The 23,403-nt window shown below is 55.0% G+C and carries 17 protein-coding genes and 9 pseudogenes; 10 read left to right on the top strand and 16 right to left on the bottom strand.

What is annotated here, in order from left to right; all coding sequences use genetic code 11:
• Positions 1 to 4: 4 nt before the first annotated feature.
• A pseudogene (locus BDK61_RS21170) lies at positions 5 to 82 on the bottom strand (IS200/IS605 family transposase); the annotation flags it as partial.
• 351 nt (positions 83 to 433) lie between these two features.
• Positions 434 to 766 (bottom strand): helix-turn-helix domain-containing protein, encoded by a 333-nt coding sequence (locus BDK61_RS21165; RefSeq protein ID WP_121304581.1) that lies wholly within the window; start codon positions 764 to 766, stop codon positions 434 to 436.
• A gap of 175 nt (positions 767 to 941) precedes the next feature.
• On the opposite strand from BDK61_RS21165, the gene BDK61_RS23110 reads away from it, so the two are divergent.
• Positions 942 to 1,607, top strand: a complete 666-nt coding sequence (locus BDK61_RS23110; protein WP_148709166.1) for a collagenase — start codon at positions 942 to 944, stop codon at positions 1,605 to 1,607.
• Between the two features lie 42 nt (positions 1,608 to 1,649).
• Here BDK61_RS23110 and BDK61_RS21160 read toward each other — a convergent pair whose 3' ends face one another.
• Positions 1,650 to 2,063: a TetR family transcriptional regulator C-terminal domain-containing protein gene (locus BDK61_RS21160; protein ID WP_167467412.1), complete on the bottom strand. Its 414-nt coding sequence runs from the start codon at positions 2,061 to 2,063 to the stop codon at positions 1,650 to 1,652.
• Between the two features lie 86 nt (positions 2,064 to 2,149).
• Between BDK61_RS21160 and BDK61_RS21155 the strand changes: the two are divergent.
• From BDK61_RS21155 to BDK61_RS24010, 4 genes and pseudogenes are all read left to right on the top strand, one after another.
• Positions 2,150 to 2,551 (top strand): annotated as a pseudogene (locus BDK61_RS21155) (transposase); the annotation flags it as partial.
• 23 nt (positions 2,552 to 2,574) lie between these two features.
• Positions 2,575 to 2,715: pseudogene (locus tag BDK61_RS21150) on the top strand (transposase); the annotation flags it as partial.
• Complete coding sequence (locus BDK61_RS21145; protein WP_121304579.1) at positions 2,712 to 3,971, top strand: RNA-guided endonuclease InsQ/TnpB family protein; 1,260 nt, start codon at positions 2,712 to 2,714, stop codon at positions 3,969 to 3,971. The pseudogene BDK61_RS21150 and the gene BDK61_RS21145, both read left to right, overlap by 4 nt.
• Before the next feature lie 80 nt (positions 3,972 to 4,051).
• Positions 4,052 to 4,336, top strand: a pseudogene (locus BDK61_RS24010) (RNA-guided endonuclease TnpB family protein); the annotation flags it as partial.
• 183 nt (positions 4,337 to 4,519) lie between these two features.
• On the opposite strand, the pseudogene BDK61_RS21135 reads toward BDK61_RS24010, so the two are convergent.
• A pseudogene (locus BDK61_RS21135) lies at positions 4,520 to 4,669 on the bottom strand (ISH3 family transposase); the annotation flags it as partial.
• 197 nt (positions 4,670 to 4,866) lie between these two features.
• Here BDK61_RS21135 and tnpA point away from each other — a divergent pair.
• The 3 genes from tnpA (at position 4,867) to BDK61_RS21120 (ending at position 7,768) form a co-directional block, all read left to right on the top strand.
• Positions 4,867 to 5,256 carry an IS200/IS605 family transposase gene (gene tnpA / locus BDK61_RS21130; RefSeq protein WP_121304575.1) on the top strand — a complete coding sequence of 130 codons (390 nt, stop codon included), beginning with the start codon at positions 4,867 to 4,869 and terminating at the stop codon, positions 5,254 to 5,256.
• Between the two features lie 2 nt (positions 5,257 to 5,258).
• Positions 5,259 to 6,413 carry an RNA-guided endonuclease InsQ/TnpB family protein gene (locus BDK61_RS21125; RefSeq protein ID WP_121304574.1) on the top strand — a complete coding sequence of 385 codons (1,155 nt, stop codon included), beginning with the start codon at positions 5,259 to 5,261 and terminating at the stop codon, positions 6,411 to 6,413.
• A gap of 119 nt (positions 6,414 to 6,532) precedes the next feature.
• Positions 6,533 to 7,768 carry an RNA-guided endonuclease InsQ/TnpB family protein gene (locus BDK61_RS21120; protein ID WP_121304572.1) on the top strand — a complete coding sequence of 412 codons (1,236 nt, stop codon included), beginning with the start codon at positions 6,533 to 6,535 and terminating at the stop codon, positions 7,766 to 7,768.
• A 103-nt stretch (positions 7,769 to 7,871) separates the two neighbouring features.
• Here BDK61_RS21120 and csg read toward each other — a convergent pair whose 3' ends face one another.
• From csg to BDK61_RS21090, 6 genes and pseudogenes are all read right to left on the bottom strand, one after another.
• Positions 7,872 to 10,817 (bottom strand): HVO_2072 family ArtA-dependent S-layer glycoprotein, encoded by a 2,946-nt coding sequence (gene csg, locus BDK61_RS21115; protein WP_244209968.1) that lies wholly within the window; start codon positions 10,815 to 10,817, stop codon positions 7,872 to 7,874.
• Positions 10,818 to 10,841: 24 nt separating this feature from the next.
• Positions 10,842 to 13,223, bottom strand: coding sequence for a surface glycoprotein (locus BDK61_RS21110; protein ID WP_121304570.1), 2,382 nt, complete (start codon positions 13,221 to 13,223; stop codon positions 10,842 to 10,844).
• A 348-nt stretch (positions 13,224 to 13,571) separates the two neighbouring features.
• Complete coding sequence (locus tag BDK61_RS21105) at positions 13,572 to 14,678, bottom strand: IS630 family transposase (RefSeq protein ID WP_121304568.1); 1,107 nt, start codon at positions 14,676 to 14,678, stop codon at positions 13,572 to 13,574.
• 64 nt (positions 14,679 to 14,742) lie between these two features.
• Positions 14,743 to 14,940, bottom strand: a pseudogene (locus tag BDK61_RS24505) (ISH3 family transposase); the annotation flags it as partial.
• Positions 14,941 to 15,152: 212 nt separating this feature from the next.
• Positions 15,153 to 16,325 (bottom strand): ISH3 family transposase, encoded by a 1,173-nt coding sequence (locus BDK61_RS21095; protein WP_121302051.1) that lies wholly within the window; start codon positions 16,323 to 16,325, stop codon positions 15,153 to 15,155.
• Positions 16,326 to 16,391: 66 nt separating this feature from the next.
• Positions 16,392 to 16,556 (bottom strand): annotated as a pseudogene (locus BDK61_RS21090) (ISH3 family transposase); the annotation flags it as partial.
• Positions 16,557 to 16,559: 3 nt separating this feature from the next.
• Here BDK61_RS21090 and BDK61_RS21085 point away from each other — a divergent pair.
• Positions 16,560 to 16,913, top strand: a pseudogene (locus tag BDK61_RS21085) (transposase); the annotation flags it as partial.
• Between the two features lie 153 nt (positions 16,914 to 17,066).
• Here BDK61_RS21085 and BDK61_RS21080 read toward each other — a convergent pair.
• From BDK61_RS21080 to BDK61_RS21070, 3 genes are all read right to left on the bottom strand, one after another.
• Entirely contained in the window at positions 17,067 to 17,549 is a 483-nt protein-coding gene (locus tag BDK61_RS21080) for a hypothetical protein (protein ID WP_007189957.1), read from the bottom strand.
• Complete coding sequence (locus tag BDK61_RS21075) at positions 17,542 to 18,414, bottom strand: ParA family protein (protein ID WP_121304566.1); 873 nt, start codon at positions 18,412 to 18,414, stop codon at positions 17,542 to 17,544. Before BDK61_RS21075 ends, BDK61_RS21080 begins: the two co-directional genes overlap by 8 nt.
• A 736-nt stretch (positions 18,415 to 19,150) precedes the next feature.
• Positions 19,151 to 19,543, bottom strand: a complete 393-nt coding sequence (locus BDK61_RS21070) for a winged helix-turn-helix domain-containing protein (RefSeq protein WP_121304564.1) — start codon at positions 19,541 to 19,543, stop codon at positions 19,151 to 19,153.
• Positions 19,544 to 19,654: 111 nt separating this feature from the next.
• Here BDK61_RS21070 and BDK61_RS21065 point away from each other — a divergent pair.
• Positions 19,655 to 20,011, top strand: a pseudogene (locus BDK61_RS21065) (DUF7509 family protein); the annotation flags it as partial.
• A 16-nt stretch (positions 20,012 to 20,027) separates the two neighbouring features.
• On the opposite strand, the gene BDK61_RS21060 reads toward BDK61_RS21065, so the two are convergent.
• The 3 genes from BDK61_RS21060 to BDK61_RS21045 form a co-directional block, all read right to left on the bottom strand.
• The gene (locus tag BDK61_RS21060; RefSeq protein WP_011222252.1) at positions 20,028 to 21,302 is read right to left on the bottom strand and encodes an IS4-like element ISHma1 family transposase; all 1,275 of its coding nucleotides are present in this window, start codon (positions 21,300 to 21,302) and stop codon (positions 20,028 to 20,030) included.
• 121 nt (positions 21,303 to 21,423) lie between these two features.
• On the bottom strand, positions 21,424 to 22,422 hold the full coding sequence (locus BDK61_RS21055; RefSeq protein ID WP_121302241.1) for a transposase: 999 nt from the start codon (positions 22,420 to 22,422) through the stop codon (positions 21,424 to 21,426).
• A 407-nt stretch (positions 22,423 to 22,829) separates the two neighbouring features.
• Complete coding sequence (locus BDK61_RS21045) at positions 22,830 to 23,384, bottom strand: hypothetical protein (RefSeq protein ID WP_229380513.1); 555 nt, start codon at positions 23,382 to 23,384, stop codon at positions 22,830 to 22,832.
• Positions 23,385 to 23,403 lie beyond the last annotated feature (19 nt).

Genomic DNA, 23,403 nt, shown 5'->3' with positions numbered 1-23,403 from the left:
TCGACTGATACTTCGTGGTGAGTATCAGGTGGTAGTGCAGGGAATACGTCGAGTGTGCTCCCGAGTCAAGGTCGTACTCCATTGGGTTCGGTTAATACTATGCTACCCTACTGCAAAAAAATTGCGACTGCGTGGGCCTGTGGGCCTGCCACCGAATCGTGTATGAGAACTGTGCGGCGCTGTATCCCCTCCCTGCTCGCGCCTCCCGTTCGGTCGGCGCTCGCTGAGGAAGGGGGCTTAGCGCCTACTTTCAGCTAACGCATCACAGACCGTTTTCTTGTTAATTCGCTTTCCAAACGAGATCGTGCTCTTTCCCGTCAGCGCATAGAAACCGAACGAGCGCCATGGGGCTGTCACCAGCGGTTTCTCGATTGTTACTGTTCGGTCGTACGACCACATCCGCTGAGAGTTATCAAACGGCTGTGGCCATGCCTCATCGAAAGAAGCCGAATACGATCGGCTCTTCCTCCTTTGTCTTTCCAGAAGTCTCCTCGCCAAGCGCTTGGTCGAGGCGCTCGGCGAGAATCTCGTCTGCCTCGTCAGGACTCCACGAATCCATCGGTCGTGGTTTGGCGTAATGCATCCCGCTCTCGCGCAACTTCCGGCTCAAGTGAGCTGGATCGTAGGTGACCCCGTAGCGGTTTTTGATGAGTGTGTGTATCTCCCGTGGCGTCCATGGTTGGCCCTCTTCGAGGATATCACACAACTCGGCGAACCGCGTATCTGAGAGTTTCGAGGGCCTGGCGCCAGCAGGGACGCAACCCATACGAGGAACTTACGCGGGTTGTCCACGACAACGAAATGATCTCACGAGAGCAGACTGTGCCGGTTGTTGAGACCTCGGGGTAAACACGTACCTTTTCGTTTAGAATCTGTTTAATACGGTACATCTTTCAGTAGTAGCTATATAACAATTCGGGGCAGGGACCACCCAACAGTCGATGAAGAAAGCACTCATCATCTCCGCTATTGGAGTTCTTGCCATAACGGCGGGATATAATGCTGCAGGTTTTGGAACAATCAATTCCGTGCCGACAACAACAGAGTCACCAACAGCAACTCCAGTATCCCAACCAACAGAGTCGCCAACAGCGGATTCGGCACCACCACCAACAGAGTCACCAACAGCTACCCCAACACCGGCGCCAACAGAAGCACCAACTGCGACCCCGACGCCGACTCCAACTCCAGATCCAGTAATCGTTGAAGTCGGCGAATGGGGGAAGATAGAGCAGAACGGTACAGTGGTTCGGTTTCGAGTGGTTAGCTATGACATCACGGAATCTGTTGAAGAAGCCGATGGAGAGACAGAAGAGCCATCTGAAGGGTATAAATTTGTAGTTGCAGACGTACATATCTCTACTGATCCCGGCAATGAAGTTACGATTCGAAGAGACCAGTGGTCGTTTACTGAACTTACCGATAAGAAGCGCGGCCCTGATGGCGTGACCAACGGAATTAGAGAGCCGTTCCCAAACAAGACTGCATTACAGGGTGATTCGGTTCGAGGAACTATTGTTTGGGAAGTAAAATATCCGTCTGATGGGCAGTTCGAGGTGGAGATACATAAAAACAAAACAGGCAGGGCTGGTAAAGTGTTAATATAACAGAGTAGCTTGATAAGAGTTTTACATATTATCGTGGATAATTTATGCTCGAGAGGGGTTCAAAAACAGTTCTGCTCGGAGATAATTTTTGAGGGCTGACTGTAGTTGTGGAAGTGGTCCATCGTGCCGGGTGATGCTCTGTATAATTATACCATGTAGCATCGCTAGGAGAAATTCAGCGGTTTCTTCGGGGTCAACTGTCTGGAACACCCCCTGTCTGATGCCGGCCTCGATGAGTGCTGCAACCTGCTCAACAAACTGTTGATCAGCTTCTGTGATTGGCTCTCTGTGTGTTGGATTGCGGATAGCCTGTGCTCGTAATTCGATATATGATGCCATAATCGCCGCTTCAGAGGATGGTTGTGGGGTTATATTCCCCTCAAGCACCTTGTCAACTATTTGTGATATTTTTCTTTTTGGATTATTAAAGTGGCTATACTGGCACTTTCCTTCCATCTTATTCAATAAGAACTGTAAAAACGAAAGAATGAGGTCATCTTTGTCGGTAAAATGGTGGTATAACGTGGACTTGCTGAGCTGGTGACGCGCTCGCCGTCGATACACCCATCTGGATGCTTGGAGACAGCGCATACGATATCCTCAATTGGCACGACCACCTGCTGGCCGCAGGGGTCGTGCCAATTGCCCCGTACAACCCGCGAAATACCGACGATCCGCTCGATATCGAGTATAGGGTCGAAGATCGTATCACCGAACACAGTGAGGAAGTTCTGCTCAAACAGTCCATCTTGGACGAGACATACAACCACCGGACAGGAGTCGAACGAACTAACGATGCCGTCAAGGACTGCGGCCTCGGGCACGTCCGCGCCCGAGGCCGCGTCCACGCTCGAACAGAAGTGTTCGTTGCGCTCTGCCTACGACTCGTCGTTGCAATCACCAACTACGAGCGAGGAAACGAGCCGGGCTGTGAGATGCTATGAGATGGATTCTATGACACGCTCCACGGAAGTACAATCACCGCCACACCGACCACGACGGCGAGAAAATCCGGTGGGCGCGCGGCTACTACGCCGGCACAGCCGGGCACGTCTCCAGCGAAACTGTCGAGAACTACATCGACCGACACAAGGAGGTCCAAGCGTGACCGAACTCACGAAAACGCTCGAACTGAAGCTTGTGGACCCGAACACCCACAAGCGACAGAAGCTTCGTGAGACACAGGACGCGTACCAGCAGGCACTTCAAGCCGCTTTCGCCGCTGGCTGTGACACACAGTCAGCGGCCAACGACGTGGTTGTTGAGTACGACCTGAGCGGCTACGCCAAAAACGCCCTCAAGCAGTACGTCCCACAACTCTGTGGGAACAGCTATGACGCCGACGAGCTTCACGACAACCACCCGGTGCGGTTCACCAACGAGGGATTGCAACTTGACCACCAGCCACAGAACGCCATCGAGTGGTACGTCAAAATCCCGCACCACGAAGATTACTACCTCTGGATTCCAGCACGCGCTAATCCCGAACAGCGGGAGTGGCTCGAAGCGTTAGACGCAGACGACGCCGAGATGGGTGAAAGTCGGCTGTTTGAGCGGGACGGAACGTGGTATCTCCACATCACCGTTACCCGCGACGTGGAGGACCAATCTGAGGCGTCCGCCGACGAGCGGAAGCCGATAGGTGTGGACATCGGAGAAGCGAGTCTTGTCACGGTGTGTTACCGCGACGAGAGCGGTTTTCCTACTCGCCCCGAACTGTGGGCCGACGACGGTAAGGCCGTTCGTCGGCTCCGCAAAACCTACTTCACCGCCAAGCGACGGCTTCAGCAGCGCGGCAGTGAGCGAATCGCAGACTCGTTCGGCGACTCGCTGTGGGACCAGATTGACGACGTGTTCCACCGTGTGACCCGCGAGGTCGTGGAGTACGCCGAGTCCGTCGAGAACCCAGTGCTGGTGCTGGAAGACCTGACGTACATCCGCGAGAACATGGACTACGGCGAGTACATGAACCGCCGGTTGCACGGGTGGGGCTTTGCGAAGCTCCACGCACAGATTCGCTACAAAGCCGCCGAGAAGGGGATTCCCGTCGAGACGGTGGATCCCCAGAACACGTCGAAGGCGTGCCACGCCTGTGGAGAACACGGCTCCCGGCCACGACAGGCGACGTTCAGCTGCTCGAACGGCAGCTGTTGGGTCGGTGAGTATCAAGCCGACGTAAACGGGGCGATAAACATTGCAGACCGCTACCGTAGTGGAGAGAGTCACCGCCGAAGCGACCGGAGTTCCCGGCAGAAGGCCGGTGACGATGACTCGGCTATGGATGGGGCCTCTTTGATCGGGTCACAAGACAGCCACGCTGATGCTGAACCCCAGCAGACGACGCGTGGAACGTATGCGTCTTGAAACCAACAGGCCGCTACACTCGGCCTGAAATCCCGTGGTGGGACTCCTCCACGTTCACGCGGAGGAGGAGGTCAATTTGCCGATCTTGTTTGCACGCATTCAGTGAGACAATGCGAGAAACCGCCCGGTTGCAGTCCAAACTACGAGAAGGTCGATACAATAGCGAGCGTATCCGGCGGTTGTACCGGAAACAGACTCGTCGTCACGACACACCCGAGGAGCACTGTGTCATGACCTGCTGGAACAACCTGTACGCCGAGGGTATCAACATCGTGTATATCGGTGACTTGACCGACGTGCTGGATACGCACTGGTCGGTCGAAAGCAACGCCAAGACCCAGAACTTTTGGGCGCTCAAGAAGTTTCAGTCGATCACATCGAAAGCTCACAAACCCTTCCAGTAGAAGTTGAATCTGTGTCTACGGTGCCTGGCCAGTTCTCGAAGTGAGACGGACAGTGAGTTTTGGCGGTGAGGAGTCGCTGTCGGCGGCGGATCGCCGCCGACGCGACAGTGTCGCCACTCACGCCCGCTGTCCTAGCTGGGACAACTACCTGAAGAACCGGTCGTCAAGTGGTTGGTTCGCTGGAACAGACCTGCGGACACCAAGTGCCGTCCAAGCTGCGCGAAGCGTCATTTCGCAGAACTCGGTGAACGACCACTGTAAGAGGCGGCGCCCCCCGCGGCGGGGCGCCGCCAGACTGCACATCCTCTCCAAGCAGACGCTTACTCTAACCCGATGTGATCGACTGAGTTTACAGCGGTAGCGAGGCGAAAGCCCATCGGCTTTAGCCGTGGGATGAAGCCGACAACTGGGAATCTATCCACGCTTGTAGCCACGACTGGGGTTAGATGTTTGCGTAACATCTTTAGCTGAGTGATATCTATATACTGACGATGCCTCGTGGGTTCGACAGGGAACGTACCAGCGTCCACAAACTCCAGTACCACTTCATCTGGTGTCCGAAATACCGTAAATCGGTGCTTGAGGGCGAGGTACGTACCCGCCTCGAGGAACTCATCGAAGAGAAAGCCGACGAGCTCGGGTTAGAGATACTGGAATTGGCGATTCGCCCCGACCACGTACACTTGTTCATCACAGGCGACCCGACGCTCGCCCCGAACAAGATAATGCAACAGGTCAAGGGCTACTCCTCACGCCGACTTCGGGACGAGTTCGACTTCGGTTTGCCGTCGCTGTGGACGCGCTCGTACTTCGTCTCAAGTGCGGGCGACGTATCCAGCGAAGTCATCGAGGAGTACATCGACGCCCAAGCAGGTGAGTAGCCATGAAACGGAACGTCTCAACCACGGTTCGGGCCAAACTCCACTCACTGACAAACAGAAAGACTGATCTGCTCGCCCGTGAGTATGAGGCGTTCCAGACTGAGGTACACGGTGGAGACGCTGACCTGTACTCTGCAACCGACCAGCAGGCGTCGAAAGTACAACGGCAGAAATACCCAAATCCCGGTACGGAACAACCTGTCGTCCTTCGCAACGACGTGTTCGACGTGGCCTACGACGAAGACACCGTTCTCTCGTCGTGGTGGGTGAAAGTCCCTGTCTACGACCCTGAGAAAGGACAAGGCAACTCCATCTGGTGTCCGGCCCACGTCCCACATAAGGACGAACAACTCGTCCGTGAGGGGAATCTTCGAGACAGCGAACTGGTGCGCAGTGACGGTGACTGGTACGTGCATCTCGTCGTCAAGCGGTCTGTGACCGTCCAAGACGAGTACGACGACGTGCTGGCTATCGACATGGGTGCACGGTGGGTCGCTACCTGCGCGTTCCTCTCTGACCGCAAAACCACGTTCTACGGCGAGGAAGTGCGCCGTATCCGCGAACACTACAAGCAACTGCGCAAGTCCATCGGGAAAGCCAAACCCCGACAGGGACAGCAGGTGGTTGAGCGTATTGGGGACGCCGAAGCACGGAAAGTAGACGACCGTCTCCACAAGATTGCTCGCTCGATTGTAGAGGATGCCGAGGAACGGAACGCGGTCATCGTCGTGGGCGACCTTGGCGGGATTCGCAAGGACAACGACAAGGGCCGATACGTCAACGACAAGACCCACAAGATGCCATTCGCTCGCTTGCTGAACTACATCGAGTACAAGGCCCACGGCGCGGGTATCGACGTGCAACTGGTCGAAGAATACGACACGTCGAAAACGTGCAACCGCTGTGCCTGCGAAGGTGTCCGAACAACGCAGGGGCGTTTCGAGTGTCCCGAATGTGGGCTTGATGACAACGCAGACAAGAACGGTGCGCTGAATATCGGCAAACGAGCCTTGGGCAAGTTCTTGAAACCGCTGTCCGAGGCGGGGGCTGTACTGGCACAGTCCGAAACGCAGGTCATCGTCCAACGCGACGACGAACCTGCGAACCTCTCTGTTTCCGTGGATTCAACCCCCAGCGGGGGAACCCCACGGCTTTAGCCGTGTGGAGGATGTCAGAAGCGGTCTAGGAGAATGCCCCGGGGCTTGACCCCGGGGTTGAATCCGATAAGCAGGAGTACAAATCATTAAGTGAACATATCCCGAATCAAGAGACAGCGATGGAGTACAGTCACCGCTACCCCGCGTACCCAACACAAGAGGTGGCGGCTGAACTGGAACGACACATCGACGCTCATCGCCAAGCGTACAACTACACCCTGTACAAGTACGAGAACGTGGACGCCGACAATATCGGTTCCGCGTACAAACACCACTACCGACTTCCCGACTGGAAAGATGAGTTCCCTATCTTCTCGGAAGTCAACTCGAAGGCTCTGCAACGAACCGTCACACGGTTCTACCAGAACCTCGACGGCCTCTCCGAGCAGAAACAGAACGGGAACAAGGTGGGGAAGCTCAAGCGGAAGTCACCGAGGGAGTTCCAGAGTATGACGTACTCGCAGTCCGGCTTCGAACTCAAAAACACGAGTGGCCGACACGCGATACTCTGGCTCTCCAAAATCGGGGACATCAAAATCCGCTACCACCGCGAAATCCCTGACGAAGCGGACATCAAAGAAGTCTCGGTCAAAAAAGAGACGACCGGTGACTGGTTCGTCTCGTTCGGTCTCGAAACCGACGACGCCGACTTACCCGAGAAACCCATGCTGGACGAGTTAGACTCAAGCAACAGTGTGGGTATCGACCTCGGAATCCTCAACTACGTCCACACCAGCGACGGCAAGACGGTGGATTGGCTCGACCTCGAAGACGAATACGACCGACTCCAACGCGAGCAACGCAAGCTCTCACGAAAGCAGAAAGGGTCGAACAACTACGAGAAACAGCGTCGGGAAGTGGCGAAGGTCAAGCGGCACATCAAGCGGAAGGTGCTGGACTATCAGCACAAGATTACGACGTGGCTAGTCCGTGAGTACGACGCGGTGTTTGTCGAGGATTTGGACGTGAAGGGAATGTTGGAACAGTCGCACAACGCTCGCAACAAGCAGGACGCGGCGTGGCGACAGTTCATCACCCTCCTCGAATACAAGGCCGACCTGTACGGTTGTCACGTAGTACAGGTCGAAGCGCGAGGCACTACCAAAGAATGTGCGTCGTGTGGTGTGGAGACAGCGAAGTCCATCTGGGTACGGGAACACTCCTGTCCGTCGTGCGGGTTTGAGACGAACAGGGACGCGAACGCGGCGATGAACGTCCTTCAACGCGGCTTTTCTGAACTAGGGCTGGGATGGCCCGAAGATACGCCCGTGGAGACTGCGCTCTCTACGGACACACCTGACTTTCAGCGTGTGTCTGCAAAGCGCGTCGTGGAAACGGGAAGCCTCGGGGCTTGACCCCGAGGCGATTCACGTGAACGGCAGGGAAGGTGGCAAAGCTGTTGCTGTAGCGTAGATCAGCACATAAAAAATTCGACGGTAGTGACTGGAGTGTATCCAGTTAGTTGTCGCGGCGGACAGCGAGGAGCGCAGCAGCAACGAGCGCGATGAGCGCGATAGCTGCCGTGAAGCCAGGACCACTTGCTTCGGTCGTGGCCTCTTCAGTTTCGGTGTCCGGCATTTCGGTTTCGGTGTCCGGAGCCTCAGTTTCCGTGTCAGGAGCGTCGGTCTCCGTCTCGGTTTCTGTGTCAGGAGCTTCGGTCTCCGTTTCTGGCGTCTCCGGCTGTTCTTCCTCTAGGGAACCGGCTTCAACAATCTGAATGCTTGCGCGATCAGTGTTGTCTCCATCATCGCTCTCGACAGTGTAATTGCCGGGTTCAACATCGGAATCAGATAGGTCGACACTAACGGACCACTGTCCATTGTTGCCCCATTCATCGGTGCTGTCAATAGTAACTGACTCGTCTTCCTGATCAAGCACCTCAACTGTAATGGTGTTATCGTCTGGGACACGGTTGGTCGTCCCTTCAACTTCAATTGTACCGTTGGTTTCCACCGGACTGGTGGCCGATTCGATCGTCGTCAGGCCATCAGAAAGGCGGAATTGCTCATTGACGATAAGATCGTCACTGGCAGTGTCGTCAACGGTATTTGCTAGGATCCGGTCACGGACTTGGTCGCCGGTACCGGCACCGCTTGCAAAGTCTTCACCGGAGCTGGCGGTGGAGCCAGTCCTGATTGCATCTGCTAGATCGTCGTCGTCAAGACTAGTATCACCGAAGACACCGTCTCGACCAGACGAAATGATGTGTGCTGTAACAGCTCCTTCGCTCAGGCTGGAGATGTCAATGTCCTCTTCGTCGAACGTGTCGTCATCATCAACAGAGAGGACGGTGGCAGCGGCATCACCACGGGAGTCGACGAAGGCAATGACAACGCTGTCCTTACCGGGCGCTTGCCCCTCAACATCGATTGTCGAGTCGTCACTGGCAACCTGGCCGTTATAAGTGACAAACGTTCCGTTTAGTGCAGTGTCAGTCACCCGAATCGAGCTGGTGCTGCTGACTCCACTATTGAACTCAGACGTAGTGAGAGTAGCGTCCGGATTTCCGTCGCCGGATAGGTCAGCATCCTGCTCATCAATGACGCCGAGTCGGTAAGTGCCTGGCAGCTGAAGCAGGCTGTTACCGTTGCTGAGCGTAATATCTTCCTCACTGAAGGTGTCGTCTCCATCGACGCTGATAGTGTCGTCGCCATCAATAGTGACAAGCTCGAAGTCATTGTTGTCACGAACGTAGATAGCGACCTCATCAACGCCTTCGTTAGCCGATCCGTTCACGTCAACCTGAGACCCAGTGACATACGTGCCATCCGGGCTATCCAAGGTGACGTCGCCTTCGGTGACCTCAAAGCTCTGGTCATCATCGGTGTCCAGCAGGTCCGGTAGGACAGGGCTGTTGCCACCGATATCTGCAGTCGTGTGCGCTTCATTGTCGAGGTAGCTGGGGACATCGCCGCTACTGCTTGCCGGGTATAGATCAACGTCGACTGAGCTGTCATCAAGATACTGAGTCTCAATGGAGCCGACGCCATTTCCACCATCTATCTCGACAATGGCGTACGCGTATTCAACGTTGTCCGCCACCGTTTCGTCGTCTGCAACATTCAGGTCTTCAGCGTCGACAGGACCGTCGCTGTTGACAAGGCCTCGATCCGAAACATCTCCAACACTACGGAAGATGTTTGCAGCCTGTGATGCAGTGATGCCGTCACGGAAGTCACTCGACTCAATCACTACAGCGTGGAAGTTGCCCTCAGGACTATTTTGGACCTCAAGTCCCAGGTTTTCGCCCTGCACAACTTCATCGCTGTCGAGGTCAAGTGATGCCTGCTGATCGCTCGTGATGTTGACCGTCACCGTTTCGGAGGCGTCTCCGAAGTCAAGGTCCTCGACACCTGCGACAGTAATGGTATACTCACCCTCGTCAACATCCTGCGTGTCAAGCACGTAGCCGACGTCAAAGTCACCTGGGCTACCAGCACCGGCATCACTCTCATCGTTGAGTTCAGTACTGCCAGTGACAATCTCTTCTGTCACATCTAGACCGTCTTCGTCCTCGACGGTAATTTCAAGATCCTCAGCATTCTGGTAGTTGTAGTCGACGCGAACGAACGCACTATCAGACGAAGCCTGTAGGACGCTACCAGTCACGTCGCCGCCGTCGTTATTCTGCACTTCGACGTCCGTGACACGTGGCGTCTGCAGGACCACGCCCGCAGACCCACTGTTGCCGTCAGCGGTATATGCACCAGTTGGCTGGTCCTGCGGAATCGGTTGCTCAAGGAGGATTCCCTCGTTGTCTCCAGAGGACTTCTGCAGTGCAGCAAGCTCAACATTGTCTGGTCCGAAAGTGCCGGTCAGGTCTTCCTCGCCCTGGAAGACCGTTGCACCGGGGCCAACCTCACCGACGCTGGTTGAGGTATCGTACTCGCCCGCACCTCGTGGGCCGTCTGGGTCAGGGGTTGGAGTCGGGGTCGGGGTCTGAGTGTCCTCCACGGTAATGGTGGTAGTACCGAGGTCAACCGTGCCATTACCCGTGAGGTCGCCTGTAATTGTGACATCCGAAGCACTGTCTGCTGCGGTCACTTCGTAGGTGACCTCAACATCAGCATTTGCTTCGGTGTCTCCAAGCGTGACGACCGCTCCGTTCGCGTCAGCGGCACTGACGGTCGGATTGGTACTTGCTCCGTTCACGCTCACGTCCGTGATTTGTGCACTGGCAACACCGCTGAATGATTCGCTCAGAGTCAGCGGGCCGCCGTTACTATCCATCGTAGCTGTAGCCGTTACCGTAGCCGTCTCGCCCGCTGCAACACTGTCCGGGGCAGTGCGGTCTCCAGTTGAGACCGCAGCTGCCGCCGGCCCAGCGGAGAGGGCGACGACGGAGCTAACCATGATCGCAGCTAGCAGCAAGCCGCGAATTTTGCCTTTGATTTCGTCTGTCATGTTCTGTATTTAAGTCTTGTTTGTTTAGCTAGAGTATGCCGTGGCAACGTCGCTGAGTTCAGTGATACTGATTTCATCGTTTGAGAAGTCGGTTGCGGCTGTGCCGAGTTCACCGATCGATATCTGACCATCCTGGTCGGCATCGTATTCAGCCGCAGCGCCGGACAGGCCGCTACCAGTGTCCGGTTCAACTCCGACAACGACGATATCGTTCGTCGTGGTTCCGGCCGGAACCTCTCCGTTCGTCGTTGCACTCCCGACGGTCTGATTGTCTGTCCCGACGTTGTCTGCCGTTGCAACCATCTGGTACTGTTCACCGGATCGGACGTTGGTGAACACGTACGAGCCTCCCGAGCCGATCTCAGAAGTGCGGTTGACCCCGTCAATTTGCACGGGTTCGAAGGTGCCGGAAGTATCGTTCTCAACGAACAGTTGAACCGTTGCCTGACCGGCAGCAAGCGGCTCATCATCTTCGTTCACAACGTCGCCGGTAATTTCAGCCGTGCCGAACACCGTCACTTTTGCTTCTTCAGAGCCAGATGCACTGAAGTTATCGCCATCACGATTCTCAGTCAGCGCCGTGATGTTCGTCGCACCGGTGTTCTCGGCACTGAACGTAACCTGCGCAGAGCCATTGTCATCAGTTGTGACGTTCGTCGTTTCCGGGCTCAGCGTACCGTTCTGCACGGTACTGACCGCAATTTCCTGATTTTCAGCAGCCACATAGCCCGTGGAACTGCCTTCTGGTCGCTGTTCCACAGAGACATCTGCGGTGACTTGGCCATCTTCAGGAACGTCAACCGCTTTGTTCCCATCATCAACGGTGACGTTAAGCCGGAACTCTTGTGCTGGCCCACCAGGGAAGATGGTGATGTCGTGGTTTTCCGTTTGTCCGCTGGTGACGGTTTCTGTTTCGTCGGCAGCGACGAAGTCAAGATCATCAGAGGTGCCTGTCAAGTTCACACCGTTAAATCCTGGTGCGTCCACGTAGATGTTAACAGGGTTTTGACTAGCGTCAATGCCTTCGATGGTGTACTTGCCCTCCGAATCAACGCCACTGACTAGGAATGGCGCAGACTCTTGTGCGTTAGCAAGCGTTTGATTCTCGCCATCATACGCAACCCACACGGTTGCATCTTGGACGATCTCACTTTCGTTAGTAGTCACTTCGCCGTTCAATCGCGCGTTACCACGCGCATTGCGGAAGTTTGGCTCAACGGACGTGTTGACGGAGGTATTGTCGTCAACACTGAATTCGATGCTCGGTTGTTCAGCCTCAGAGTCACTGATAGCAAACTCAACTGTACCGTTTGCTGTGCTCCCGTTAGGGAGGACTACCTCTTGAGTAGTGTCTGTGGTAGGAACAACATCAACACTACTCTCATTGGGGGCAGGGTCGGTTACAGCTGTGCTGACGTCAAAGCCATTCAGTGGCTGGTCAGTCTGCTGACCGAAGTCACCGGTAACCTGTGCATAGTAGGTTACGGTGTCAGTACCATTGGCGATAGCGGTCTCACTGTCAGGCTCTTCTGCAATGACAGTGATGTTCTTCGGAACTCCCTGAGGGGTGATCGTCACGTCCAGTTCAAGTGACTGACCCTCTGGGACTTGTGCAACACGCGAACTCGACTGCGTGAACCCGCCCTTCGTGGCCGTTGCAGTGAGGTCCACGTTCGGGGGGACGCGTACGGATGCCGTTGCACCACTGGTGTCAGTCGTATCCTCAGCAATGATCGTACCAGTTTCATCGTTTATGAACTGGACTGTTGCATCATTTACCGAGGACCCCTGCGCGCCAGTTCGTTTGACCTGCGCACTGGCGAATGTGTCTGTGACAACGACTGTCTGGCTACCGGCTGTATCGTATGGGCTGGTACCCTCGAAGGCAGTACCAGTCTGCGTGTCCCGAACGATAACGCCAGCATCAATGGCATCCCCGTCAGATGCACTGCCAGCGACCTCTGCGGTGACACGTAGGCCCTTGACATCGTCACCGTCTGTTGCGTTTCCGTCGAACGAGACGTTTACGTTGTCTGAGTCATATGTCACTTGATTGCTCTCTACCGCATTGTTGTTACTGTCCACCAGGGTGACATTCACCCTCCGAATGTCACTAGGGCTAATGCCCGTGGCATCAGTACCGTTACTGGCATTAACCTCGACATTGGTGACGTTTCCGGGGGATTGGAAGGTTATGTTAGCAATTTCTGTGTTCAATCCCTGTGTCGTGTCTGTCGTCTGTGTGTTGTCCCCAGGAGCGTTTCCTGCGTCAAACGCCTGATTATTACCAGGCGCATTTGCAGCGGCTGAGCCAGCAATTGCGATGGTTCCGCCGAAGACGGAGAGTACCATCATCATTGCTAGAATCAGGCTGCGGACCTTCTTTCCTGAACTTTTCGTTTTCATTAGCGTTTTTTGTTTATTATTTCGTCATGTTGGTTCCGAGTCTGTACACAGCAGTGATTAGCTGCTGGCGGGTAGGGGTATCACCGATTTCTGACCAGTGTTATAAATGCTTTGTGTATCGGGGCTACGGCATCGGTTCTAGTTTCGCTAGTTGTCCACTCTATCGATAGCGCCGATGACAAGAGTTCGGCTTAACACGGTGAGAAGGTCGAAACGAGACGAATCCTCCTCATGACACTGTACCGATTAGAGAGATATCAGATACTTGGCTGTTGTCTGCTGTGGTAGTTGTTTCGACGGCCGTCAAAAGATAGCTGTCGCTGTTCGCCAGCCTCGCTTCAGTAGTGGCTAAACTAACTTATTGAGATAGTTGTCAAGGTGATTCTCGATCCACGAGGAGGCGAAGCTAAGTTGATTAGTTAGATTCCCGAATAGTTCTGTGATTCGTCTTCGATACTCGTCGCCACCTTCGACAATGAACGGCGAAGACTCCCACTTGAGACTCTTCCAAACTGGTTCGATCGGATTGAGATCGGGCGACCCGACTGGGAGAAATATCAAATCTATCCCGAGCTCGTGTGCTCGCTTGCGCGTGTACTTACACACATGTGACGAGAAATTATCTAACACGAGCAGAATCCGCTTGGCGGGATTCTGCTCGCGGACCTTCTCGAAACACCCACAAATCTTCTCTTTCTCCTGATTCGGCGGAAACGACAGGACACTCTCACCATTGAGAGCGTAGAACCCGGCGGCTGGTGTGTCAATTTTCACCAGCTTCCGCTCAATGTGTGGCTCATCAACCGTATACATCCGCTGAAAATTGTCCCACGGTTGCGGGTGAGAGATATCGAAGAATCCGACGACAGTGCCTCCGTCTGTTCGGATATTCTCATCACGGTCCCAGTCTTCGTCGTCAGCGTCATCCTCACGTTTGTTGTGAGGTTGCTCAAGAGCCTCCTCGTCGAACGCGTACCTGACGCGTTCGTCGAGAATCTCTTCGGCGTTCTCTGGTCGCTTAGGGCGTTTTGTTCGAGGAATGGCGTAGTGGAGGCCGAGTTTATCCAGAAACGTTGGGAGGTAGTGTGGGTGATATTCAACATCGAACTCCTCGTTGAGAAGGTGCTGAATCTCTTGTTTCTTCCAGGGCTGTCCCTCACGGAGGCGTGCAATGAGTTGTTCTTGTTCTGCTTCGTCGAGCTTCGGGGGCCTGCCGCCCCCGAAGTTCGGTGTCAGTTTGCCAAGTCCACCTTCGTTCCACCGTGTCACCCAATTGCTTGCCGTGCCTTGCGAGACCCCTATGTCTTGGGCTGCTGCTGCCAGCGCTGCCCCGTCGTAGAGACGCTTGAGAAACGTGAGTCGTTTGTACTCTTTGATACTGTCTGTTTCAGACTGGAGTCGATCTAGTTCCTCCTCGCTTAGGTGCCTCACAATCTCTCTTTCACGTCCTACCACACGTACTATGACTAATGCCAGCCTCACAAAGGCTTCCCTGAGCCACTATGCGAAGCGAGGCGGCTCACCCGAGTCCGTGCTCGTATCCTGGTGGGAGTCCTTCACCGTTCGTCTGATGCTTCTCCTTCCAGCCGAGTTCATCGTCCAGTACCTCTTCGATTCCATGGAGAAACGCGTCGTTGAACGTGAAATCTGTCGGGAGTACTCGCCCGCCACGTCGTGGTCGGGCGAGTACTGCCCACTGAAATACGATCCACAGCCGTTACTTCCTGAACGAGCCGAGAGAGCGCTGTCTGAACGCCACGAAACAGTCACTTTCTGTATGATTTGACGGTCAGTCTCTGCTGCTACTGCGACCCAGACTGAAATAGCTCCAATTCACCGCTCTGAACAGGCGAGATCTACCGAACCACGAGACTATCTGCCGACAGCTGTCGCTTACCGCCGACCAGACAGGCCGTGGGCTGACCCCGGTCAGCCCGCGGCCGTTGCCTGTGACGTTGGCACACCGACCCCGTTTGCTTTGATCTTCCACTGGCGGCGTAATTGCTCTTCCAGTTCGTGTCGAATCCAGTCACGGAACATCTTGAACGTGAACTCATCGGGCAGGTCGCGCCCGCCCCGTCGCGGGCGGGCGACGACCGCCCACCTGAGAACGAGCCATAGGTTCTCCAGCAATGCTGCAACGAGCATGATCGCAAACCGCACGACGGGATCACGTGTCGTCGTGATCCCGCGTGCTTGCCGGAGCAAGCGATAGGTCGTTTCGATGCCTGAGCGTTTCCTGTAGAGCCGTTCGACTTGCTTGGCCGAGCGATCAGCAAGACCACACGCCACGTAGCCACGGACAACCTCACCGTGTTTGCCCCGATCACCGTTCTGGTAGGAGACAGCGACCGCGAGCGGGAAGCGCAGTTCCCGCTCGCTGTCCTTGTACATACGATAGGTCGTCATGTACGACTTGTGGACATCGAGTTTGTCCTTCATGCGTTCCCCTTTCTTGGGCACATGGACGACCGTTGCGCCGATATCACGAGCACGGCGGATGACGCGCTCATTGTAGAAGCCGCTATCGGCAAGTAGCAGGTCGATTTCGAAGGGGTAATTCTCGACGCGGGCGAGCACGCGCTCGACCGCGTCGGCCTCGTCTTCGTCGTTGCGGACATAGGTCATCGCCAGCGTCACCGGCTTCTCGTTGGAGACGACGTACGCCGTGCAATAGCGGTGGCAGGTAGTCGTCCCGTCCTTGGGAGCCATCGAACAGAGTTCGCCTTCGTCAGCGTAGTGCTCGCCGTGATAGGGGTTGTCGATGAAGTCGATGGAGACGATTCTCGACCGGTCAGGGTCGAGAATCGTCATAGCGAGGCGTCCGAGCAGAAGGTTGGCGACAACCTCAAGCCAGTGTCGATCAAGTGTATGGAGCCACGTGAAGACGGTGTCGTCACACGGCGTTCCGTTGGTGTCGTTGCAGGTTTCCCAAATCGATGTCTGGTTGACGCAGGCCAAAATGACGACGAGCCAGATGTCGCCGGGGTCGAGGGGACTCTCCTCGACACCCGGCAACGGGAGAGGGGCAATGACTTCTTCCGCTACGTCTTTGACGTCCGATGCCGAAAGATAACCGTCTGGATCGGGTAGGTTGAACATATCCAGATCCAGACACTTTCTCGTGGTTAATTCGGCGATTCAATTGCACCGATTACGTCGGTTGGGAAGTACCGACAGCTGCTCCAACAGGAAGCCAACGCCCACGTAAAAAAGCCGAATTGTCGTTGATGGTGTTGTTGTCAGGGCACGTGCCTCGCGAAATGTCTCGTAGCTCTTCTCAATCCGTGCTCTGTGGTTGTAGACCCGCGCTACTTGTCGCGGCGTGCGGTCCGTGACGGACGAGTTCGATTCCTCGTCCGCGATGATCTCAGAGACGTTGACGCAGACATTGCCGAGTACGGCGATGAGACCGTGATCCTTTGTACCGACCAGTACAGTATCTACGACGGAATCGACGAGTACGACGAGATTGATGGCCATTTAGCCATCAATCACGACGAACACTACGTCGTCGGTGATGCCCACACAAACAGCTGTGAGAATCGATACAGCTTCCTTCGCAACTGGTTGCGAAGGTTTCGAGGCGTCTCAAAACACCACTTACAGGGCTACTTGAACTTCTTAAGCTGGGTCCTCAACACCAATGACTGGTTCGAGCAACTCCTAAGTACTGACTTCTACAAATGAGCGGGATCGTTATTTCGGACTACACGCAACCACCGTCTAGATCCAGTTCCGTGAATGATCGCGAGACTGCAAGCGGATGGGAGTCAGAACAATCTACATTATGTACATTATGTATGAAACCTAGATAGTGAAGAAAATCGGACGAATCTGAGGTTAATCGTTCGCGGCCTGCTTGCTCAGCATCTCCACAACTTCCTGAACACGTTCCTCATCAGTTTCGATACCGCGCTCTCGGAGGATCTGGAGAGCGACCTCGTCACCGTGGTTCGCAATCACCCGGAGACACGCATCTTGAAACTCTCGTCCCTCGAACTTGGGGACGTCAAACATTGAGCATACGGCAGTCACCGAGGATCGCATTCGGGTGACACCATTCCACGTCTCCTCTCGGACATAGAAGCCGTGCATATCGGTCTCGTCAAAGGAGAAAGCCGGCCCACCGGTGGATTCGTCCAGATCCTCCTTATCTTGATCAGGTGCGGACTCAGTCTCCGACTCTGTGTCCTCAGTAGCTATCTCCTCATCCGGTTGCGGTTCATCCTCCGTGTCAGTACGTTCGTCGTCTGACGCCGTCTCTTCCTCCGTTTGTTTGAGCTGCTCGGCGACATCTCCGAAACGGTCGTCCTCATTAGGCATGACTGTGTTCCTCCACGAGGTCCGCCAAGTGATCGAAATTCGGGATCTGGTCGCAGTCTTCGTTGAACTCTGAGACGGGCATTCCTTGCTTGAACGCGCGGGAAATCGCAGTGCGTTCCCGGATTCCGGGCTTTGGAATACTCTCAACGGTCTGGTCAGAATCATCAAGAGTATCGAATATCTCTGGGTCGATACGAGCGTACTCAGGGACGAACGCACCGAACTCTCGATTGAGATTTTCAACGAGGGTCCGATGCTCGTTGTGTTGCCCCATCGTTTCGCGAATCATATTCGGAGTGACTGCGAGGATATCTAACCCGATATTCTCCCGGATTGGAGAAATTTGACGTTCAATCATCTTATTGAGGCCGTTAATCGAGCCAGCACGTGGGATCAGCGGGACTATGACACGTTGGACTGCGATGAGGGCGTTGTCAGAAAGTTTCCCTCGGCCACCTGCCGCATCAATTATCACGTAGTCGTATCCGTTTTGGATGAGCGGAGCAACGACATTCCGCCGAAGCTTCACGTCTGCGAACCGTTCGTCCTTCAGCCTCGTCTCAACGTTCTCAAGTTCGTTGCTCGACGGGAGGAGGTAAACGCCGAAGTCCGTCTCAATAAGCAGGTCTTCGGGGTCTTCACCATCGATAAGGGCGTCACCGAGGTCCGCATCCCGGTCGTACGCATCGTCGTACCCAAGCTGGGTCGTCATGTGCCCGTCCTTATCCAGATCCAGTAGTACCGTCTCATGGCCGCGGTAAGCGAGTCGATCAGCGATGTTGAGCGCGATCGTAGATTTTCCCACACCCCCCTTGAGCAACGAGACAGCTGCTCCAGGAAGTCCTTCAAACTTGTCAGCACTCATGGGTCAGCCCCCTCCGCGATAAATGAATTTTGTACATTTCATAGATAATCCACATTGTGTAGATTTTAGAGATTCTACACATTTCGTTGATAATGTGAGTTTTGCCTTGCTCATACGCGGCTAATGAAGTTCATCCATCTTAATTCTGCGTCAGACAAATTGGGCGCGCTATCTACGCAGTCTACATTTTAGACATTATTCAAATTTTGGACCCAATCCCAATTTCCCTGATCTCTACCATTTGAACATAATCCACGTAATCTACATTATCTACACTTAGCACACTTCCACCACAATTATCGCTACAAGCCTCGAGCGCCGAGGAGCGCAATGTGAGAAAACTACATTATTAACATTATCCACATTACTCTAATGATGTGCGATATCGACATTGTCCATCCATTCCGATATGAGAAACTAGAACGGTGGACTTCCTCGGATTCCCGCTAGACCGAGGCACGATGGTCGTTCGACTATCTACACGACCCTAGACAGGAACAGGAGGTGACCAGTGGGACAGTGACGACGACCGTCTGAGTAATCGATGGATCAGTACTCGTGGTAGTGAAGTTCCACGACAGCTACGAAACGGATTGCGGAGACATTCTGATGGTAGCAGAAGAGATCAATCCAATTCAGCAAACCGTGTTTGTTGGTTGGCGATATAAAGTGCTGAAACCCGGCAAAAGTTCCGGTGGGCATTGGGAACGACACGGACAGAGAACCCTACGACAGCTTACGAATAGGCGTCGTTGAACTCCCGTTCACGGCGCATCAACTCCTCGACACCGTGCTCGAGAATACCCCGCCCCATTGCTGTCGGCCGATAGTATGTGTAAAAACCCTGGCTGTCAGCGGTCCGTCGCTGGCGCTTGTCGACAAGCCCGACGTCGACCAGTTCGTCGAGATGATAGTGGAAATTGTGGGATTCGACATCGACCGCGGTCTTGAGATCGGCAGCACTCAGTTCGTCGTTGGCGACGAGCGTGCGGAGGATCCGGAACCGCGTCGGGTGGCCGATCGCCTGTTGCATAGCGAGGTACTCCTCGAGCGTCAGCCCGCTCTCTTCGGGAAGCGGTGGTTCCGGCTGACGAACCTCCTCTGTTGGCTGGCGACCGGTTTCAGACATTTGGGGTACCTCAGGTCCTACGTTGGGACGCCACATACTTAGTCGTTCTCGACTAGAATATTCTTGAGAATACCGGTGTTTATATACTACCGGTCCGAACCGACGAGTCGAATGCGGCAACGGATTATTGACAATCTCCCTCGTGCCACCGGTGATTCAGAGGCGCTCGCCCCAGTCCGGCGGGAACAGTTTCTCGTCTATCTGATGGGCCCATACAGGACGTTCGATGTAGATGCGCTGCTGCCGGCGGACGCTGATGTCGAAACCGATGCCCCGTCGTTTGCGACGTGGGACGAGACCAGCGGCGAGTACGCCGAAGACGAGGTCTTTCGGCTCCTGCAGGAGACGCGAGACTGCCTCCGTGACCGTGGCTTCAATGCCTTTCTCGCAATCGACGTCGGGATCCCGCTCAACGAGATGGATACCGCCACACAGAGTATCGACTTTGCGAAGGCGAGTAATGCAACGAACCATTCGTCTTTAGCTAAGACTCACACCTCGGTTGTGTAGCGGTAGCGAGCGTCTCTTGTAAGATCGGTCGTTGTTGGTGGATCTTCTGAGCATCCTCGATCAGCCGCTCCAGCAACGGCGGTGGCGAGTAGCCGAGGTACTCACCGAGTTCGTGGAGGATGAGCTGGGCGTGCGACCGGAAGGTCGCCGCCCAGCGTTCCGGCGGAAACACGATCTCATCGTCGGCCTGCTCGGTGACCAGATCCAACAACTCTCGGCTCACCAGCAGTGACAGCAACGCAGCGTATAGTAGAATTTTCACGACATCAGGGTTGTTCGTGTCGAATTCGTCCAGTTCGTACTGCGTTTTCAACTCACGGAACAACGTTTCTACCTCCCATCGACACCGATACAGCGTCGCTAGATCCGCCGGGAGAAACTCCTCTCTCGGCAGATTCGTGATGTACAGGTGGTAGTCGTCGGCGTCCTCGTTGCGGACGCCGACGACGCGAAACCGCTTCGTGTCCAGCGACCGAGTTCCCTCGTACTGGCCGCGCTTGAATTCTGCTTCCACCTCTACGTCGATGTACTTCCGCGAGAGATCATTGACCACGTCGTGGATCTGCTTGCCCTCCAAGGGAATGGCGCGGCCGCGCCATTCCCGTAATTCCGCCGTTATCACCGGATTTGCGTTCTGCTTCAGCCGACTCACAAAGTAGCCGTCGTTCTCGTCGATCAACGCAAAGCGGCGGTATTTGAAGTACGCCCGATCAAACAGAACCAGTCGTCCTTGCAGCCACGATCCCGTCTTGAACAGCGCGCTGTCGTGCGTTTTCTCATCAGTCACATCGATCCGTTCAATCGTCTGGTCGGTGGCGTTGTGGAGCAGGTGGAGCTTCGCTCCAGCCTGCTCCTCGTGGCGGGCTTGAAACTCATCAGAGAGGAACTCGTGCAACCGCAACACGGTTCCATCAGCGATCATCACGTCCCTGAATCGGTCGATATCAGCGTCAACAGCATCAGGGACAGCGACCTCGTCGAGCGCGGCCTCGACGAGGTCGCGGAGATACTCTGCAAGAGTAGGCGTCAACCGGTGATAGAAACCGCCAGAAGAGATCGGTTCGTCAGCTGTAGCGTTGTAGCAGCGTCTAAACCCAGCGAGTGTTCGGCTCTCGCCTGCGGCGAAGCCGAACACGAGCGCCCACACGAGGACAGGAATCTGAAGCTTGCCCTCTCGCTCGACCACGCCGAGTTCCTCGGCGTGCTCTTCGAGGAACTCGGAGGGAAACAGTGTAGTGAGCCGACGCATGATTCTCGACGAGGAGGTGTCAGTGTGCACAGCGGACTCCTCCTCATTCCTCTCGAAAAGTAGCCTCGATAAGCCGCTGCTGTCACGTGGTTCGTCTCTTGAGCGTGTCATAGAATCCTCCTCATAGTGTGAGCTTCTCACGACCCGGGTCGTCTCCTCGCTCGAAATTTGTGATTGCGACAACGATGCGGAGACACAGCGCAATGAACACCTCTGTTCGTGCGTGGACGCGGCCTCGGGCGCGAACGTGCCCGAGGCCGCAGTCCTTCACCGCATCGTTGGTGCGTTCGACTCCTGTACGGCGGTTGTACGTCTCATCCAAGACTGATTGCTTGAGCTGAACCTCCTCACTGTGTTCCTTGATACGGTCTTCGACCCTGTATTCGATATCGAGCGGGTCATCAGTGTTTCGTGGGTTGTACGGGGCGACTGGTACAATCCCTACTTCCAGCAGGAAGTCGTGCCACTCAAGAATGTCGTAGGCACTGTCTCCAAGCATCCAGATCGGTGTCCCGACGGCGAGCGCGTCTTTTGTGACGCGCATCGCCGTCTCAGCGTCTGCCTGCTTGCGTTGGGTGAATTCTGCTGCAATCGGGATCTTTGAACCGGTCGAAACGATCGTACAGCCGAACCCGTAGTAGTGCTCTTCGGCCGTTGAATCGTAGTTCCACGACGCATCGTCGTTGTACTGGATCGCTTCAACGTGCGTCGAATCGATAGAGTACGTTGAGTTGAGCAGGCCGCGGGCGGCGGCCTGCTCGACGAGCCTCTGGAAAACATCATCGATGACGTGTTCTAGGTCGGTGAGAAACCGGTCGATTGTGTCTCTGGATGGCGGTTTGTCGAGCCCGCAATAGTACCAGACGAGGCCGTGCTGAAGTTCTCGTGCAACCGGGCGTGTACCGTAGACATCCTCGTAGTAGCAGTGCAGAAAGCCGCGAAAGAGGTCTGGTGGCTGATGCACCCGTGTTCGCCCCCTCGAAGCGGGGGCGAACACGTCGTACTCTAGCAGAAACTCGAACTCAAGATGCTCAAACAGCGGTACTGTCTCGGTAGCCGCGACATTCAAGAAGGCGTCTACCGAATCCAAATCTTGCAGGGTTGCGGTTGTGCTGGACACACTTTCCGCACCCTGCTGCTTCGTATGTGACCCTTTCTATGACACGCTCCTCTTAGCTAAAGACAGATGGTACCACCCGTAATTAATTGGCTTGTTATCGGTGCGCAACCAATACCAGTTTGTCTACTGTACCTGAGATGCAAATTGATTCGTTGAAGGATGTCAAGTAGCGGTCCCAACAACATACCGGTCATCAGATGAGATGCTCGATGGACTCGCCGCCCCGGGCTAACTCAGACTGCTCGGACGAGGCATCTGTCTTACGCTCGGAGAGCGGCTCCAGTGAAACGGACTGTTGTATCGCCGTGAACTTCGACCGTAGTTGGCTGCTCGTCGAACGCACTAACTCTTCGTCTGGCCATGATTGACAGGAATGTGCTTAGTTCCACTTTATACTGATACTTATTTCAAATAAAAAGGTATCCAATGAATGCCCCGAGACCATGTATAAGAACGAGATCAGGCAGGAGAATGCCGCACACTCCGATCAGTTGGAGCACTAACGTAGGCCCAGACTGAACAGTCAGAGAGAGTACGCCATACTCAAGCAGGGACAAGACAAAAACCCCAGCTGTGACCGCTTTCAGACTCTGAATTCCGTCATACGCGATAGCCCGGGTACTATCCGCGCCACGGAGTGGAAGTCCATGATTTCGGATGTCGATGAAGGTGCGAATTAGTACCCATGCCGCCAGTACAATTACGCCAAGGGAGCCAGCAGCGACAATCATTATTCCGGCGCTGAGGATTGACGTATCGCCACCTAACGCGGTAAATGACCCAAAAATTACGACCGGCAGTGCGATCACCCAGACTGCAACCGATAGTGCTGTTAGTAGTATCTCAACTGGCAGGGTATTCGCCGACATCCATGCTTGAATCCGCTCCGTACGTGAGGGCGGGGCCGCTATTCCTGATTGTCGCGGTGCAGCTGTTGGACCGCTGGAGGGTTCGGAAGGCATATTCGGCGCCAATATCCCA

The sequence above is a fragment of the Haloarcula quadrata genome (assembly GCF_003634715.1).
Lineage (GTDB): Archaea > Halobacteriota > Halobacteria > Halobacteriales > Haloarculaceae > Haloarcula > Haloarcula marismortui.
This window is presented reverse-complemented; position numbering and strand designations above follow the sequence as displayed.

Coding starts and splice junctions, on each gene's coding strand:
- BDK61_RS21165 (WP_121304581.1), bottom strand. CDS start 766: ATGGGTTGCGTCCCTGCTGGCGCCAGGCCCTCGAAACTCTCAGATACG.
- BDK61_RS23110 (WP_148709166.1), top strand. CDS start 942: ATGAAGAAAGCACTCATCATCTCCGCTATTGGAGTTCTTGCCATAACG.
- BDK61_RS21160 (WP_167467412.1), bottom strand. CDS start 2,063: ATGGAAGGAAAGTGCCAGTATAGCCACTTTAATAATCCAAAAAGAAAA.
- tnpA (WP_121304575.1), top strand. CDS start 4,867: ATGCCTCGTGGGTTCGACAGGGAACGTACCAGCGTCCACAAACTCCAG.
- BDK61_RS21125 (WP_121304574.1), top strand. CDS start 5,259: ATGAAACGGAACGTCTCAACCACGGTTCGGGCCAAACTCCACTCACTG.
- BDK61_RS21120 (WP_121304572.1), top strand. CDS start 6,533: ATGGAGTACAGTCACCGCTACCCCGCGTACCCAACACAAGAGGTGGCG.
- csg (WP_244209968.1), bottom strand. CDS start 10,817: ATGACAGACGAAATCAAAGGCAAAATTCGCGGCTTGCTGCTAGCTGCG.
- BDK61_RS21110 (WP_121304570.1), bottom strand. CDS start 13,223: ATGAAAACGAAAAGTTCAGGAAAGAAGGTCCGCAGCCTGATTCTAGCA.
- BDK61_RS21095 (WP_121302051.1), bottom strand. CDS start 16,325: ATGTTCAACCTACCCGATCCAGACGGTTATCTTTCGGCATCGGACGTC.
- BDK61_RS21080 (WP_007189957.1), bottom strand. CDS start 17,549: ATGCCTAATGAGGACGACCGTTTCGGAGATGTCGCCGAGCAGCTCAAA.
- BDK61_RS21075 (WP_121304566.1), bottom strand. CDS start 18,414: ATGAGTGCTGACAAGTTTGAAGGACTTCCTGGAGCAGCTGTCTCGTTG.
- BDK61_RS21070 (WP_121304564.1), bottom strand. CDS start 19,543: ATGTCTGAAACCGGTCGCCAGCCAACAGAGGAGGTTCGTCAGCCGGAA.
- BDK61_RS21060 (WP_011222252.1), bottom strand. CDS start 21,302: ATGCGTCGGCTCACTACACTGTTTCCCTCCGAGTTCCTCGAAGAGCAC.
- BDK61_RS21045 (WP_229380513.1), bottom strand. CDS start 23,384: ATGCCTTCCGAACCCTCCAGCGGTCCAACAGCTGCACCGCGACAATCA.